We start from the raw sequence: 14,828 nt of genomic DNA, 5'->3' as shown, positions 1-14,828 counted from the left end.
CGGTCACCGCAGGCCCATTGGCACGCTGACGCGCTTGCGGCTGGTGGTGAGGCGGTCCACGAGTCCGTACTCCACGGCGCCCTGGGCGTCGAAGATCTTGTCGCGCTCGATGTCGTCGCGCACCCGCTCGACGGGCTGCCCGGTGTGCTCGGCCAACATCTGTTCCAGCAGGTCGCGGGTGCGCAGCAGTTCGTTGGCGTGGATCTGGAGGTCCGAGGTCTCGCCCTGGATCGGCTCGCTCAGCGAGGGCTGGTGGATCAGCACCCGCGCGCCGGGCAGGGCCATGCGCTTGCCGGGTGTCCCGGCGGCGAGCAACACCGCGGCGGCCGACGCGGCCTGACCCAGGCACACCGTCTCGACGTCGCAGGTGACGAAGCGCATCGTGTCGTAGACGGCGGTCATCGCGGTGAAGGAGCCGCCGGGGGAGTTGATGTACAGCGAGATGTCCTGGTCGGGCGCCGCGTGCTCCAGGTACATGAACTGGGCCATGAGGTCGTTGCAGGAGATGTCGTCGATCGGCGTGCCGAGGAAGATGATGCGCTGCTCAAGGAGCTTGGAGTACGGGTCCATGGTGCGCATCCCGGTGCTGGTGCGCTCGGTGAACTCGGGCAGGACATGGCGGGCGGTGGGGCGGTCCATCGCGGTACCTCTCGTCTTTTTCGTCCAGCGACCTCGACGGGGCGGCCCGTACGTAAAAAATGTACAGGACGTACATCCCGTTATGATGGGGAGCATGGCCTACGAGATTCCGGTGACGCAAGCCAGGGCAGAGCTGGCGGAGCTGATCAACCGCGTGGTGTACGGCGGTGAGCGCGTGGTCGTCACTCGGCACGGCAAGCCGCTCGTGGCCCTGGTCTCCGCCGCTGACCTGCAACGACTCGAAGAATCCGAGGTGAGCGCGGACGATCAGGTGATCAGCACCGTCTCCACGCTGCGCCCCGGCACGTCCGCTGCGGGCGAACGGCGCCGCTTCGGCATCGCGGCCGAACACCGTGGCACGGAGGGCACCGGGCGACGGCCGGGCACCGGGGGCTGAGGACGGCAACCGCCCACGTCCACAGTCAGCGAGCGCCGCGACCCTGCTACGGCCAGCGGCGGCGCCCCGCGCTCACCAGGCCGTGCGCGCTCGCCGGGGCGCCCGCGCGCCTCAGCGCGAGCACACCGGCCGGTGCGGCTGATCCGGCAGGTACAGGCCCCGCTCCCGCGGGCTGACCTCCCGGCCGATGGAGCGGCAGATGACGTCGATGACGTGCGCCGGGCTTGGCAGCGTCACGTCCCACAGCTTCACCGCGCCGTCCTCGCTGCTGGTGGCCAGGGTGCGGCCGTCGGGGCTGTAGGCCAGCGACCGCAACGCCCTCGCGTCCCCGGCGAGGGTGGCCCGGGCGGTGCCCGTGGCCAGGTCCCACAGTCGTACCGTGCCGTCGGTGCCGCTGCCCGTGGCCAGCGTCTCGCCACCCGGCCGCAGCGCCATCGCCCCCAGGAAGGACGTCCGGGTGGCGAACGTGAACCTGGCCCTGCCCCCGCGCGTGTCCCACCGGCGCACGGTGCCGTCACCGCCGCCGACGACCAACTCCCGCCCGTCGGGGCGGAACGCCAGCGCCTCCACCGTCCGCGAGCGCGCGGGCAGCCAGCCCCGGGGCCGCCCGGAGGCCGTGTCCCACAGCCGCACCCGCCCGTCGTCGCCGGCACTGGCCAGCGTGCGCCCGTCCGGGCTGAACGCCACCGAGCGCACCCGCCGACTGTGCCCGGCCAGCGTGGCCCGTACGGTGCGGGTGGACACGTCCCACAGCCGCACGGTGCCGCGCGAGCCACCGGCGGCCAGCGTGCGCCCGTCGGGGCTGAACGCCACCGACCACACGGCCCACCCCTCCGCGCCGGCGAACCGCGCCACCCGCCGCCCCGTCCGCGCGTCCCACACCGACACCGTCCCGTCATCGACGCCACCGGCCGCCAGCGACCGCCCGCCCGGGCCGTACGCGAGGGAGCCCACGCGGCCCGTGTGCCCGCGCAGTACCGAGTGCGGCCGGCCCACGTTGCGGTGCCACAGCCGCACCGTGCCGTCGTCGCCGGCGCTGGCCAGGTTCCGCCCGCGCGGGTCGAAGGCCACCGCGCCCACCCCGCCGGTGTGGCCGCTGAGCGTGGTGCGCGAGTTGCCGCCGGCCACGTCCCACACCCGCACCGTGCCGTCCGCGCTACCGCTGGCCAGCAGCCGCCCGCCCGGGGCGTACGCGACCGAGGTCACCTGCCCGGTGTGGCCGGGGAACGTGGCCCTGGCCCGCGCGCCGGCCACGTCCCACACCCGTACGGCCCCGTCGGTGGCGCCGCTGGCCAGGTTGCGCCCGCCGGGGCCCAGCGCCACCGAGGTCACCCGGCCGGTGTGGCCGCGCAGCGTGGCGCGGGCCGGACCGCCGGCCGGCGGCCAGAGGCGGACCGTACCGTCGTCGCTGCCGCTGGCCAGCGTGCGCCCGTCTGCGCTCGCGGCCACCGCGGCGACCGCGTCGGCGTGGCCGACCAGGCGCGCGCCGGGCGCGCCCCGCGCCACATCCCACAGGCGGACGGCCCCGTGCCCGCCGGCGCCGATGAGCAGCCCGCCGTCCGCGCCGAACGCCACCGGCCCCGCGGGCGCGCCCCGGCGCGGGAGCCCGGCCAGCGGCGCCCCGTCCGCCACCCGCCACAGCCTCGTCGGCGCCCGTGGCCCGCTGGTGGCCAGCGTGCGCCCGTCCGGGCTGAACGCCACCCACGCCGCGCCCGCGGTCGGGCCGTCCAACCCGGGCCGCGGGCGCTGGCCGGACACGTCCCACAGGCGCACCGCCCCACCGGGCCCGCAACCGGCGGCCAGCGTGCGCCCGTCGGGGCTGAAGGCCACCGAGCGGGCGCCCGCGGCGGAGCCGGCGAGCGTGGCGCGGCGGCGCCCGCTGGCCACGTCCCACAGCGTGACGGTGCCGTCCCGGTCGCTGACGGCCAGGGTGCGCCCGTGGGGCGCGAACGCCACCGAGGCGACCGCGCGGCCCACCGGGAGCCGGCGTCGCAGCGGCAGGTCGGCGGCGGCGTAGAGGCTGGCCGCCGCCTCCTCGGTGGGGCTGGCCCGGTAGGCGTGCACGGCGAGCAGGGCGGCCAGGTCGGGGTTGTCCCCGAGCAGGGTGGCCGACTGGGCCGCGAGTTGTCGGGACAGGGCCAGCCGGCCGGCGTGCACGGCCCGCTCGCGCTCCCGTTCGCTGTCCCGGTACTGGTCCCAGGCGGTGAGCCCGACCACCAGCGCGACGAGCAGCAGCACCGAGACGGTGGCGGCGAACTGGCCGAGCCTGCGCGCGGTGCGCGCCGCGGCGTGCTGCTCGCGGTCGCGGGCCGCGCGGCTGGCCGTGAGGAAGTCCCGCTCCAACGCGGTCAGGTCGGCCCGCGCGGCGGCGGACGCGAAGGCGTCCTCGGCGCCGCTCAGCCGCGCGCCCCGGTACAGCGCCCCCGCGTCGCGACCCAGTTCCTCCCACGCCGCGGCGTCCTGGGTCAGCCGGCGGTGAGTGGCCAGCCGCTCGCGGTCCTCCTCGACCCACCGCCGCAGCCGGGGCCAGGAGTCGATCAGCGCCTCGTGCGCCAGGCTCACGCGGTCCTCGTCCACGGTGATCAGTCGGGCGCGCGCCAACTCCTCCAGCGCCTCGGCCGCCGTGGCGCGGTCGCCGGTGTCCAACTCCCGGCGCGCGACCGGCCGCCGGGTGTCCGGGCCGCCGACGCCCGGCGCGATCAGGCGCAGCAGGATGCGGCGGACCACGGCAGCCTGCCGGGCGGGCAGCCGCGCGTACAGCTCCTCGGCGGTCTGGGTGAGCGCCCCCTGGATGCCGCCCGTGGCCTCGTACGCCTCCAGGGTCAGGGTGCGCCCACGGCGGCGGCGCCAGGTCTCCAGGAGGGCGTGCGAGAGCAGGGGCAGCGCGCCCACCTCGCCGGCCGCCTCCTTGACCAGTCGCGCCGTCAGGGCCCGCTCGACCACCAACCCATCGGCCGTGGCCGGCCCCACGATCGCCTCGCGCAACTCCTCCGGGCCCATCGGCCCGATCGGCAGCCCGGCGTCGCGGGCCGCCGCGGCCAGCGGCCCGTGTTCGAGGAAGCGACCGTAGAAGTCCGCGCGCACCGCGAGGACCACCCGCAGCCCGCTGCCCGGCCGTCCGGCCGCCAGCAGCAGGTCGATGAACTCCGCCCGCTCCGCGGGGTCGGCGCACAGCGTGAAGACCTCCTCGAACTGGTCGACCACGACCACCGTGTCCGGCGCCCGCGCCACCGGCCCCACCGCCCGTGCGGTCAGCGCGCCGGCGTGGTCGCGCAGCGGGTGCTCGCCGGGGGTCAGGACGCGGATCGCGGCCGGCCGCCCGCCGTCCGGGGCCGCCTGCCGCAGGCGCGGGATGAGGCCCGCGCGCAGCAGCGACGACTTGCCGCTGCCGGAGGGGCCGAAGACGGGGACCAGCCGGTGGTCGGCCACCCGCCGCAGCAACTCGGCGGTCAACTGGTCCCGCCCGAAGAACCGGGTGTGGTCACCGGGTTCGAAGCGGGCCAGCCCGCGGTAGGGCGAGCGGAGCGCGTCCGAGGCCGCCAGGTGCACGCCCACCGCGGCCGACGCCGCGCGCCACCGCCGCTCCCACTGCCCGGCGTCGCCCCCGCAGGCCCGTACGTACGCCAGCGTCACCGGCAGCGAGGGGAACTGCTCGCCGCCGGCCGCCCGCGACATGGTCGACACCGAGAACCCGGCGCGCTCGGCCATGACCCGGTACGTCGGCTGGCCGGCCGAGGTGCGCAGCGCGCGCAGCGCCGCGGCGAACTGCTGGACCGGCCCCGCGTTCGGGTCCACCGGATTCTCACGACGGCCCACCCCCGTCGCCCCCCCCTGTGCTCGCGTGACGCGGACACTCCAGCACGGCGCCCGGCGCGGGGTAAGACGCGGACCGGCCAAGCGCGGGGCGGCGGCGCGCGGTGGCCGTCGTCGGAACGGGAGAGGGGGACGGGCGCCCGGACGCGAGGCGGGTGGCCGACGGGAGGGCCGCCCGGTGGTGGGCGACCCTCCCGCGCCGTGCTCGATCTCGCTGCCTATACCGCGCGTGCGACAAGGCGCCCGGCGGTGGGGGAGCGGGTCAGGCGCTTAGGTTCCACAGCGCGTGCGCGATGGCGTCGCTGTTGTGGTCGAGCGCCGTGTCGTCCACGTTCTTCGTGGTGTCGCAGGAGGAGTGGTAGCACGGGTCGAAGGACTCGCCCGGCGTCCCGCCCCACTTCTCGGCCTGTTCCGCGGTCTTGGCCGCCTCGGCGCCGCTGAACAGGCCGCCGACGCGCACCCCGCGCTCCTTGAACGGCGCGTGGTCGGACCGTCCGTCGCCCTCGGTCTCCTGCTCCGTGACGATGTCCTTGCCCGCGTACCAGTCCTTGAAGACCTTCTCCAACTCCGGGTCGTCGTCGTAGACGAAGTAGCCGGGGTTGGGCGAGCCGATCATGTCGAAGTTCAGATACGAGTTGATCTTCGACAGGTCGCCCGAGCCCAGCTCGTTGACGTAGTGCGTGGAGCCGACCATGCCGTACTCCTCGGCGCCCCACCAGGCGAAGCGGAGCTTCTTGGCGGGCTTGAGGTCGGCCTTGGCCACGTTGAGCGCGACCTCCAGGATGCCGGCGGAGCCCGACCCGTTGTCGTTGATGCCGGCGCCGCGGCCGACCGAGTCCAGGTGCGCGCCGGCCATGACGACCTGCTCCGCGTCGCCGGCGGGCCAGTCGGCGATGAGGTTGTAGCCGGTGGAGCCGTTGAAGTCGAACTCCTGGAGGGACGTGGTGAACCCGGCGGCGTCCAGCTTGCCCTTGATGTAGTCCACGGACGCCTTGTAGCCGGGCTGGCCGTGTGCCCGGTTTCCGCCGTTGCCGTCGGCTATGGACTGCAACTCGGTCAGATGCCCCTTGACGGCGGCGAGGTCGATGTCGGGTGCGGCGGCCCGGGTGGGGGAGGGGGCCGCCTGGGCGCCGGAGGCCCCGCCGAGCAGGGCCGTGGCGAGAGCGGTGCAGGTGGCGGCGGCGATGGCGCCGCGACGCGGCGATACGTTTCGGTACACGAGGGCTCCGTTACAGATGTGGGGGGTGGTGCGGAGCGGATGACGCGGACATGAGAATTGATGCTTTCCCGTCCATCGTCAAGAGCGATTACCGGACGAGCATCTCCGAGGAGCGGTGTCACCGGCCCGCCCGCCCCGCTCGACCACCGCGCTGACGTGCGCGGAGACCACCGCCCCGGCGCGGCCCACGGATGCCGGACGCCGCGCGGAACCCCGCCGCGAGCTGCCTCGCCCGTACGCCGCCTGACGCGCCGCCACCAGCCGCGCGCCGGGGTTGAAGCCGCCCCGCCGCCGCGCGCGGCGCCCGTGTCGTCCCCCCGTACGCCACCCGCCCCGCTCCCGTACGCCATCAGAACCGGGCCCGTACGCCGAATGCGTGGCCCGCCCGGGAGCGGTGGCCGGTCGTCGCGGGGTGTGCCGGGCCGGTCGGCGGAGGTCGGGTACGGAGCGGCGACGGGCGGCGTTCCGCAGCCCGGGACGGCCGGGGCCGGCGCGGTTGTCCGCCGGTCGGGGGGATCTGACGTCGCGACGGTAGGCCGTCTGCCCCAGCCCGCGATGCAGCTTACGTCTTGGTAAAGAACACTTGTGTGACCTGTTCCGGTGGGTGAAGGAGACGTAAAGATCTGCCTGACCACCACCGCCGTCCTTCGACGGCGACCCAAGTAGGGGGAGTGCCTACGTGAAGAGAACAGCGATATTCGGTGCGGCCGGCACCGTGCTGACCGGTGTCCTGATCGCCGGGACCCTGGCCAGCCCCGCGGCCAGCGCGGGCGAGCGGCAGAGCCACCGCCCCGGCCTGTCCACGGAACAGCGCGCCGCCATCGGCGTCAAGATAGCCGCCGCGCGGGCCGCGCACACCGGCATCGACTGGAAGGACTGTCCGGCCGACTGGGGCCTGGAGAAGCCGATCCAGTGCGGGTACGTCACCGTCCCGGTCGACTACACCAAGCCGAACGGCCGCACCATCAAGATCGCGGTTGACCGCGTGGGCAACACCGGCACCGCCGACGAGCGACAGGGCGCGCTGCTGTACAACCCCGGCGGCCCCGGCGGCTCCGGGCTGCGCTTCCCCAAGCGCGTGACGACCAAGGCCCCGCTGTGGCAGAAGACCGCCAAGGCGTACGACTTCGTCGGCTTCGACCCGCGCGGCGTCGGCCGCTCCGCCCCCATCTCCTGCGTCGACCCGCAGGAGTTCGTCAAGGCACCCAAGCTCGACCCGGTGCCCGACAGCGAGGCCGACAAGCGCGCCCAGCGCAAGCTGGCCCGGCAGTACGCCCAGGGCTGCGCCGAGCGCAGCGGCGACATGCTGCCGCACATGACGACCCCGAACACCGCCCGCGACCTGGACGTCATCCGCGCCGCGCTCGGTGAGAAGAAGCTGAACTTCATCGGCGTCTCCTACGGCACCTACCTCGGCGGCGTCTACGCGACGCTCTTCCCCCAGCACGTGCGCCGCATGCTCGTGGACAGCGTGGTCAACCCGTCGCAGGAGAAGATCTGGTACCAGGCCAACCTGGACCAGGACGTCGCCTTCGAGACCCGGTGGAACGACTGGAAGAAGTGGGTCGCCCGCTACGACTCCGCGTACCACATCGGCGACACGCCCGAGAAGGTCCAGCGGCAGTGGGACAAGCTGCGCGCCACCGCCAAGAAGAACCCCATCGGCGGCGTCGTCGGCCCGGCCGAACTGCTCGGCTTCTTCCAGAACGCTCCCTACTACGACTCGGCCTGGACCACCGTCGCCTCCGTGTGGAGCGCCTACCTCGCCGGTGACGCCAAGCCCCTGATCGAGGCCGCGGGCCCCGACCTGTCGGACGTCAAGGGCAACATCTCGGCGGAGAACGGCAACGCCGTGTACACGGCCGTCGAGTGCGCCGACGCCAAGTGGCCCACCGACTGGCGCAAGTGGGACCGTGACAACACCCGGCTGCACCGCGACCACCCGTTCCTGACCTGGTCGAACGCGTGGATGAACCTGCCGTGCGCGACGTGGGAGGGCCCGCAGTACCAGCCCGTCAACGTCAAGTCCCACCGTGGCCTGCCGCCGGTGCTGATCGTGCAGAGCACCCGCGACGCCGCCACCCCGTACGAGGGCGCCGTCGAGCTGCACAAGCGGCTCAAGGGCTCGCGCCTGATCACCGAGCGGGACGCCGGCTCGCACGGTGTCACCACCGAGCTGAACCCCTGCATCAACCAGCGGGTGGACGCCTACCTGCTGCGCGGCACGGTGGACGCGAAGGACGTGGTCTGTGGTCCGCACGCCACGCCCACGCCCAAGCCGGAGCAGGCGAGCAAGACCAAGGCCGCGCTGGCCGAGCGCCTGACCCCCTGATGACCGGCCGGGGCGGTGACCGACCGCCCCGGCACGCGGGATCGGCTCACCGCAGCGGAGGCCGCCGGGCCTGGCCCGGCGGCCTCCGCCGCCGTTTTCTCCCGCGCGCCCCCAAGCCGTGCGGTGGCCGGTGATCCAGGGCCACGCGCCCCGCCGGCGGGTTCAGGCCGGGTCGGTGGCGCCGCCCGGGCGCGGGCCGAAGGCCGCGGCGAAGGCGGCCCGGGTGGGGGAGTCGGCCCGCCGGTCGAGCACCGCGAACACCACGTGGTCGAAGCCGCCGGCGAAGCGCCCCTCGCCCGTCAGCAGGGCCCGGAAGGCGCCGGCGACCTGGGCCGGATCGTTGCGGAACACCCCGCAGCCCCAGGCCCCGAGCACCAGGTGACGGTGGCCGTGCGCCGCGGCCACCTCCAACACCCGCTCCGCCCGCGAGGCCAGGGCCCGCGGAACGCGCGCCACTGCCGCCGCGTCGCGCTGGGCGATCACCCCGGCGTTGGGCGCGGCCGAGGTCAGGAACGCCACCCGGTACGGCTCGTCGAGCAGCGCGCCGCCATCGTCGCGGAACACCGCGACGCCGGGGGAGTAGACGACCCGGTCGCTGTAGAAGGGGCTGGGGTCGGCGCGGTGCGCGGCGTAGAACTCCGGGACCCGCCGCAGGCTGGCGTAGAGCGCGCTGCCCCGGCACAGCGCCTCCTCCTGCGCCTGCGCCCCGTTCAGGTAACCGCCGCCCGGGTTGCGGGCCGAGGCGAAGTTGAGCACCGCGACGGTGCCACCCGCCAGGGCCGGCCCGGCGCCCTCCGCCCCGCGGGCGTCCGCGCCGTACGCCGCCCCGCCCCCGGTGCTCAGCCGACGGGCGGCGCCGAGGCTGCCCTCCGGCGTCACCTCGAACCGGGTACGCGACGCGGACCGGTCGCCCGGAGCGGCCACGTCCCGCGCGACCTCCACCGGGCCCGGCCCGTACAGCCGCGTCCCCTCGGCCGCCTCGGCCAGCCACGGCGCCAGCCGCACCGGGTGGCCGCCCGGCGACGTGTAGCCGCCCGCCGCCACGATCTGTTCCGTCTCCTTGGCGATGCCCCGCAACCGCGCGCTCATGTCCCCGCTCACTGTCCCCCGCGTACCGGGCCGCCGCCACGCTCGCGGCGCGGCCCCTGATCGGGGACGAGGCTACGGAGTGCCGTCGCGCGGCGCCACGGGTTTGCCCGCCGCCAGCCAGGCGTCCTCGGCGGCGTAGTCGAAGAGGAACGCGTAGGGCCGGACCATGGCGGGGAAGGCCGTGCGCCAGTCCTCGTGCGCCAGCCTGCCCGCGATCCACTCCACCGTGGCGGGCAACGCCTCCTGGTAGGTGACCACGGGGCGGTACCCCAACTCCCGCTCGGCCGCCGACAGGTCGTACACGACCGGGTGCGTCCCACTCCACGGCGTCACCCCGACCCGCTCGACCGCGGGCACCCCGTCCACCAGGAGCAGTTCGCTCTCCACGCCGAGCGCGGCGTCCACCGCGCGGGCGATCTCGGCGACGGTCGGCGCCTGCGGGTCGCCCGCGTTCAGCACCCGCGACCCCGGCTTCCGGGCGGCGAGCCGCACCAGCTCCGCGACGTTGTCCGCGTGGGCGGGGTGGAAGCGGCTCTCGCCGCGACGCGCGAGCACCCGTACGGGCCGCCGATCCAGCGCCCGCTGCACGAAGTGCAGCTCACGCGGCATGCGACTGTGTCGGCCGTGGACGGCGCCGGCGCGCACCAGCGTGCTGGGCAGCCGGTCGCCGGCCGCCAGCAACGCCTGCTCCAGGGCCACCTTGCGGGTGGCGTAGCTGCTCTCGCCGGGCGCCACCGTGCGGTGGGACTCGGGCACCGGGACGGGCAGCTCGGGGAAGCCGTCCGGCGCGTCCTGGGTGTCGAGGCTGCGCCCGCGCTCGTCCTCGTAGACGGCGCCGCTGGAGATGACGACGGCGGAGCCGATCCGGTCCGCGAGCGAGATCAACTGGTGCGCGTGCGACGCGCCGTAGGCGACGCAGTCGAGCAGCACGTCACAGCCCCGGCCGATGGCCGCCGCCAGCGCGGCGTCGTCCTCCCGGTCCACGGCCAGCGGCGTCACCTCCGGCGGCCACTCCGGGTCCCCCGCCCCGCTGAGCGAGGCCGCCCGCACCCGCCAGCCGTCGGCGGCCAGCGCGCGCACCGCCGCCCGGCCGATCTGCCCGCGCGCCCCGAGGACGAACGCGGTCCCGCGCGCCCCGCCCGCAGCCGCTGTCCCGGTCTGCCCTGCCGCATCTGTGATCATGGTGGGACGCTAGGGCCCGGGCACGACGTCCCCAAGACCCGTTCGCCGTGCGCTGATCCGCCGTCAGCGCAACGCCCCCGGCGTCACGCTTCCGGCGCGGCAGCCGGGGCGGGGGTCGGCGGGTCACGCCAGCGCGGCGAGGGCCGGGGCGGGGCGGTACGTGGTGGAGTCGGCCCGGGCTCACGCCACTGGCCGAGCCCGGTGCGGCCGATCGGGTGGCCGCCCGGCGCGTCGCCTTGTCCCGGGCCGCCGGGTCGGGGTGCGCTGACGCTCGCGGCCCCGTCCGTCCGACAGCCATGACGGCCCTCGTGGTCGGCGTGGCCGGGCCGCGGCGCGCGGCGCCTCGTACGTCGCGTGCCGCCGCGCCGGGCGGGCCGGTGGCCGCGCCCGGGCCCCATCCGGCCCGGTCCCGAGCCCTGACCAGGAGGCCCCCATGCACCGCCGCGCCCGTACCGCCCGCATCCTCGCCGCCGCCGCGCTCGCGGCCTGCGCCCTCACCACCGCCCCCGCGGCGGACGCCGCCCCGCGGCCGCCGGCCGGCAGCCTCTTCCTCACCGTCTCGGGCGCCGACGGCGAGCTGACCCGGATGGCCCGGTTGGACTGCGACCCCGCCGGCGGGTCGCACCCGCTGGCGGCCGAAGCCTGTACGGCGCTGCGCGCGGCGGACGGCAACCCCGATCGGCTCGTCGCCCAGCGACTGGTGTGCACCGAGGAGCACGCGCCCGTCACCGCGCGCGTCGCGGGCGCCTGGCGCGGCACCCCGGTCAACTGGAGCCGGACCTACCCCAACACCTGCCACCTGCGGGCCGCCACCGGCGCGCTCTTCCAGTTCCCCGCCACCACCGGGGCCTGAGCCGCGCGGGCGCGCCTCCTCACGTGCCCCGCGCGGCCATCACGCCCACGGTCAGCAGGCCGAGCACCACCCAGCCGAACCACAGCCAGCCGTTGCTGCCCAACGTCACGGTGTAGGCGGTCACCATCACCAGGCCGCCCACCGTGAAAATCGCCATCGCCTTCGCAGATCCGGGCATCCCCGCAACCTCCTCATGGCGGCCGGGGCGTGCGCCCCGACCACGGCCAGGGGGCCATCGTCTCCCGGGGCGGGGCGCCACCGCTAGCGCTCGGCGCCGCTACCTGCTCTTGGCCTGCAAGGACGCCAGGTAGTCGTTGTAGGCGTTCAGCTCCTTGTCGCCGTCGCGGTCGGCGACCCGGTCCGAGCGGCGCGCGGTGCGCTGCTCGGACCGGTACCACTGGAAGACCAGCGCGATCAGCACCACCACGGACGGGATCTCGCTGAACGCCCAGGCGATACCGCCCGCCGCGTTCTGGTCCGAGAGCGCGTCGATGCCCAACGAGTCCGGCGGGTTCTTGTACGTGCCGATCATCGGCTCGGACGCCATCATCAGGGCGATGCCGAAGAAGGCGTGGAAGGGCATGCCGGCGAACAGCTCCAGCATCCGCATGACGTACCCGGGCCGGTGCGGGCCCGGGTCCACGCCCATGATCGGCCAGAAGAAGACCAGGCCGACCGCGAGGAAGTGCACCATCATCGCGATGTGCCCCGGCTTGGACTCCATGAGGAAATCGAAGAGCGGGGTGAAGTAGAGCGCGTACAGGCTCGCGATGAACAGCGGGATCGTGAACGCCGGGTGGGTGATGATCCGCACGTAGCGGCTGTGCAGCAGGGCCACGAGCAGTTCGCGGGGGCCGGGGCCGCCGCGCCCGGCGCGCGCCCGGCCGGCCGGCAGCGCCCGCAGCGCCAGCGTCACCGGCGCGCCGAGCAGCAGCAGGATGGGTGAGAGCATGCTGATCACCATGTGCTGCACCATGTGCACGCTGAACATGACCATGCCGTAGTCGTTGAGCTTGGTGCACATCACCAGCGCGACGGTCAGCACGCCCACGACGAAGGAGACGGTCCGCATCACGGGCCAGCCGTCGCCGCGCTGGTGCAGCCGCAGCGCGCCCCACCCGTACAGCGCCAGCGCCAGCAGGCAGCCGATCAGGAAGAACGGCTCGCTGCTGTACTCCAACCCGCGAGCCAGGGTGAACGGCGGCAGATTCATGTCCATGCCGTGTCCGCCGTGATCCATCCGCTCTCTCCTCATATCGCCGCAAACGCTCGCACCAGAGTAGAACCGCCCCCGGCCACGTCGTGGGCCGGGGGCGGTCGGCGCGCCAGGCGGGGTGGAGCCACCGGTGTGCGGGCGCGGGCGCCGGAGGCGGAGGGCTCAGCTCACAGCACGCACTCGGCCTCCGCGTACCGCTCCATGGGCACCGTCTTCAGGTGCTCCACCGCCTCGGCGAGCGGGGTCAGGACGATGTCGGTGCCGCGCAGCGCGGTCATCATGCCGAAGTCGCCCCGGTGCGCGGCCTCCACCGCGTGCCAGCCGAACCGGGTGGCCAGCACCCGGTCGTAGGCGGTGGGCGTGCCGCCGCGCTGCACATGGCCGAGAATCACCGGCCGCGCCTCCTTGCCGAGGCGCTCCTCCAGTTCGACGGAGAGCTGTCGGGCGACGCCGGCGAACCGCTCGTGGCCGTAGACGTCCTTGCCGCCGACGTCGAACTCCATGGAACCCGCGCGCGGCTTGGCGCCCTCCGCGACGACCACGATGGCGAACTTCTTGCCGGCCTGGAACCGCCGGCCCACCACCTCGGTCAGCTCCCCGATGTCGAAGGGGCGCTCGGGTACGACGATGGCGTGCGCGCCGGCGGCCATGCCCGAGTGCAGCGCGATCCAACCGGTGTGCCGCCCCATCACCTCGACGATCAGCACCCGCTGGTGCGACTCGGCGGTGGTCTTGAGCCGGTCCAGGGCCTCGGTGGCCACGCCGACGGCGGTGTCGAAGCCGAACGTCACGTCGGTCGACGCGATGTCGTTGTCGATGGTCTTGGGCACCCCGACGATGGGCAGCCCCGCGTCGGACAGGAGGCGGGCCGCCTTGAGCGTGCCCTCGCCGCCGATCGGGATGATCGCGTCGAGACCGAGGTCCGCGACGTGGCCCCGGGCCCGCTCGACGCCGTCCCGCAGGTGCTCGGGGCGGACCCGGGAGGAACCGAGGATGGTGCCGCCCAGGGCCAGGATGCCGCCGACGGCGTCGAGGTCGAGCTTGCGGTAGTCGGCTTCGAGAAGGCCACGCCAACCGTCGTGGAACCCCACGACCTCGTCGCCGTGGTCGGCGACCGCACGGTGCACGACCGACCGGATTACGGCGTTCAGACCGGGGCAGTCACCGCCGGAAGTGAGCACACCAATACGCATGGTTTGTGATACCTCTGCAACTCAACCGGACGACCGGACCCCGTCGTCCGGTTGGATCGCGGTCAGCCTACAAGCGCGTAGCACTCCCATGGGGCGAGTGTCCGTCATGCGGTCTGCGTCGCCGCCGCCATCCGCTCGTTGCGCAGCGCCTCGTACCAGCGGTCGTCCACCGGCGGCAGCGCGTTCACGTCGAGCGCCAACTTCAGCAACAGATCGGCGATCTGCGGGTTACGGGCGAGCACCGGGCCGTGCATGTACGTGCCGAACACGGTGTCGTTCCACGCGCCCTCGGTGCCGTCGCCGGTGCCGTTGCCCTTGCCGAGCCGGACCCGGGCGAAGGGGCGGGCGGTGGGGCCCAGGTGCGTGACGCCCTGGTGGTTCTCGAAGCCCGTCAGCGGCGGCAGGCCGAGCCGCTCGTCGATGTCGCCGAGCACGTCGCCCACGCACCGCTCGCCCTCGCCACGGGTGCTGACCACGTCGAGGAGCCCGAGCCCGGGCTCGCGCTGCCCGAGGTCGTTGATGAACTCGTGGCCGAGGATCTGGTAGCCGGCGCAGACCGAGAAGACGATGGCGCCGTTCTCCACCGCGCGGTTGAGGCCGCCGTCGCGCCGTAGCCGCTCGGCCGCGAGTCGCTGCGGCCGGTCCTCGCCGCCGCCGATCAGGTAGATGTCACCGGAGGTGGGGATCTGCTGGTCGGAGCGTACGTCGACGCGGGAGACGTTCAGCCGGCGCTGGCGGGCGCGCCGCTCCACGACCAGCGCGTTGCCCTGGTCTCCGTACGTGCTCAGCAGGTCGGGGTAGACCCACACCAGGCGCAGGCTGTTCTGGCTCATCCTCGGCATCCTTCGTGCTTCAGCGATTCGGGGGGCGGTGGCCGCGTCGCGGGCCGGCCCGC

12 protein-coding genes are annotated in these 14,828 nt (G+C 74.6%); 3 read left to right on the top strand and 9 right to left on the bottom strand.

Annotation, left to right across the window (positions count from 1 at the left end):
• Nucleotides 1–3 precede the first annotated feature (3 nt).
• Nucleotides 4–639, bottom strand: coding sequence for an ATP-dependent Clp protease proteolytic subunit (locus tag H7H31_RS01235; RefSeq protein WP_187064704.1), 636 nt, complete (start codon nucleotides 637–639; stop codon nucleotides 4–6).
• Nucleotides 640–733: 94 nt separating this feature from the next.
• Between H7H31_RS01235 and H7H31_RS01230 the strand changes: the two genes are divergently transcribed.
• Nucleotides 734–1,036, top strand: coding sequence for a type II toxin-antitoxin system Phd/YefM family antitoxin (locus tag H7H31_RS01230; protein ID WP_187064703.1), 303 nt, complete (start codon nucleotides 734–736; stop codon nucleotides 1,034–1,036).
• A gap of 111 nt (nucleotides 1,037–1,147) precedes the next feature.
• Here H7H31_RS01230 and H7H31_RS01225 read toward each other — a convergent pair whose 3' ends face one another.
• The gene (locus H7H31_RS01225) at nucleotides 1,148–4,831 is read right to left on the bottom strand and encodes a WD40 repeat domain-containing protein (protein WP_232109629.1); all 3,684 of its coding nucleotides are present in this window, start codon (nucleotides 4,829–4,831) and stop codon (nucleotides 1,148–1,150) included.
• A 280-nt stretch (nucleotides 4,832–5,111) separates the two neighbouring features.
• Nucleotides 5,112–6,068, bottom strand: coding sequence for a M28 family metallopeptidase (locus tag H7H31_RS01220; protein ID WP_187064702.1), 957 nt, complete (start codon nucleotides 6,066–6,068; stop codon nucleotides 5,112–5,114).
• Nucleotides 6,069–6,747: 679 nt separating this feature from the next.
• Here H7H31_RS01220 and H7H31_RS01215 point away from each other — a divergent pair.
• The gene (locus tag H7H31_RS01215; protein ID WP_187064701.1) at nucleotides 6,748–8,400 is read left to right on the top strand and encodes an alpha/beta hydrolase; all 1,653 of its coding nucleotides are present in this window, start codon (nucleotides 6,748–6,750) and stop codon (nucleotides 8,398–8,400) included.
• A 162-nt stretch (nucleotides 8,401–8,562) separates the two neighbouring features.
• On the opposite strand, the gene H7H31_RS01210 is transcribed toward H7H31_RS01215, so the two are convergent.
• Both H7H31_RS01210 and H7H31_RS01205 read right to left on the bottom strand, forming a co-directional pair.
• Nucleotides 8,563–9,489 carry a TIGR02452 family protein gene (locus H7H31_RS01210; RefSeq protein ID WP_187064700.1) on the bottom strand — a complete coding sequence of 309 codons (927 nt, stop codon included), beginning with the start codon at nucleotides 9,487–9,489 and terminating at the stop codon, nucleotides 8,563–8,565.
• A 72-nt stretch (nucleotides 9,490–9,561) separates the two neighbouring features.
• Nucleotides 9,562–10,671: an NAD-dependent epimerase/dehydratase family protein gene (locus H7H31_RS01205; RefSeq protein ID WP_187064699.1), complete on the bottom strand. Its 1,110-nt coding sequence runs from the start codon at nucleotides 10,669–10,671 to the stop codon at nucleotides 9,562–9,564.
• 433 nt (nucleotides 10,672–11,104) lie between these two features.
• On the opposite strand from H7H31_RS01205, the gene H7H31_RS01200 reads away from it, so the two are divergent.
• On the top strand, nucleotides 11,105–11,524 hold the full coding sequence (locus H7H31_RS01200) for an SSI family serine proteinase inhibitor (protein ID WP_187061667.1): 420 nt from the start codon (nucleotides 11,105–11,107) through the stop codon (nucleotides 11,522–11,524).
• Nucleotides 11,525–11,543: 19 nt separating this feature from the next.
• Here H7H31_RS01200 and H7H31_RS01195 read toward each other — a convergent pair whose 3' ends face one another.
• From H7H31_RS01195 to H7H31_RS01180, 4 genes are all read right to left on the bottom strand, one after another.
• Nucleotides 11,544–11,702: a hypothetical protein gene (locus tag H7H31_RS01195; RefSeq protein WP_176165566.1), complete on the bottom strand. Its 159-nt coding sequence runs from the start codon at nucleotides 11,700–11,702 to the stop codon at nucleotides 11,544–11,546.
• Between the two features lie 99 nt (nucleotides 11,703–11,801).
• Entirely contained in the window at nucleotides 11,802–12,764 is a 963-nt protein-coding gene (locus H7H31_RS01190) for a cytochrome c oxidase assembly protein (RefSeq protein ID WP_176165567.1), read from the bottom strand.
• A gap of 143 nt (nucleotides 12,765–12,907) precedes the next feature.
• Nucleotides 12,908–13,933, bottom strand: a complete 1,026-nt coding sequence (locus H7H31_RS01185; RefSeq protein WP_187061666.1) for a 6-phosphofructokinase — start codon at nucleotides 13,931–13,933, stop codon at nucleotides 12,908–12,910.
• A 104-nt stretch (nucleotides 13,934–14,037) separates the two neighbouring features.
• On the bottom strand, nucleotides 14,038–14,766 hold the full coding sequence (locus tag H7H31_RS01180; RefSeq protein WP_176165569.1) for a type 1 glutamine amidotransferase: 729 nt from the start codon (nucleotides 14,764–14,766) through the stop codon (nucleotides 14,038–14,040).
• Between the last annotated feature and the right edge of the window lie 62 nt (nucleotides 14,767–14,828).

The sequence above is a fragment of the Streptomyces buecherae genome (assembly GCF_014295035.1).
In the GTDB taxonomy this organism is placed as follows: Bacteria; Actinomycetota; Actinomycetes; order Streptomycetales; family Streptomycetaceae; genus Streptomyces; species Streptomyces youssoufiensis.
This window is presented reverse-complemented; position numbering and strand designations above follow the sequence as displayed.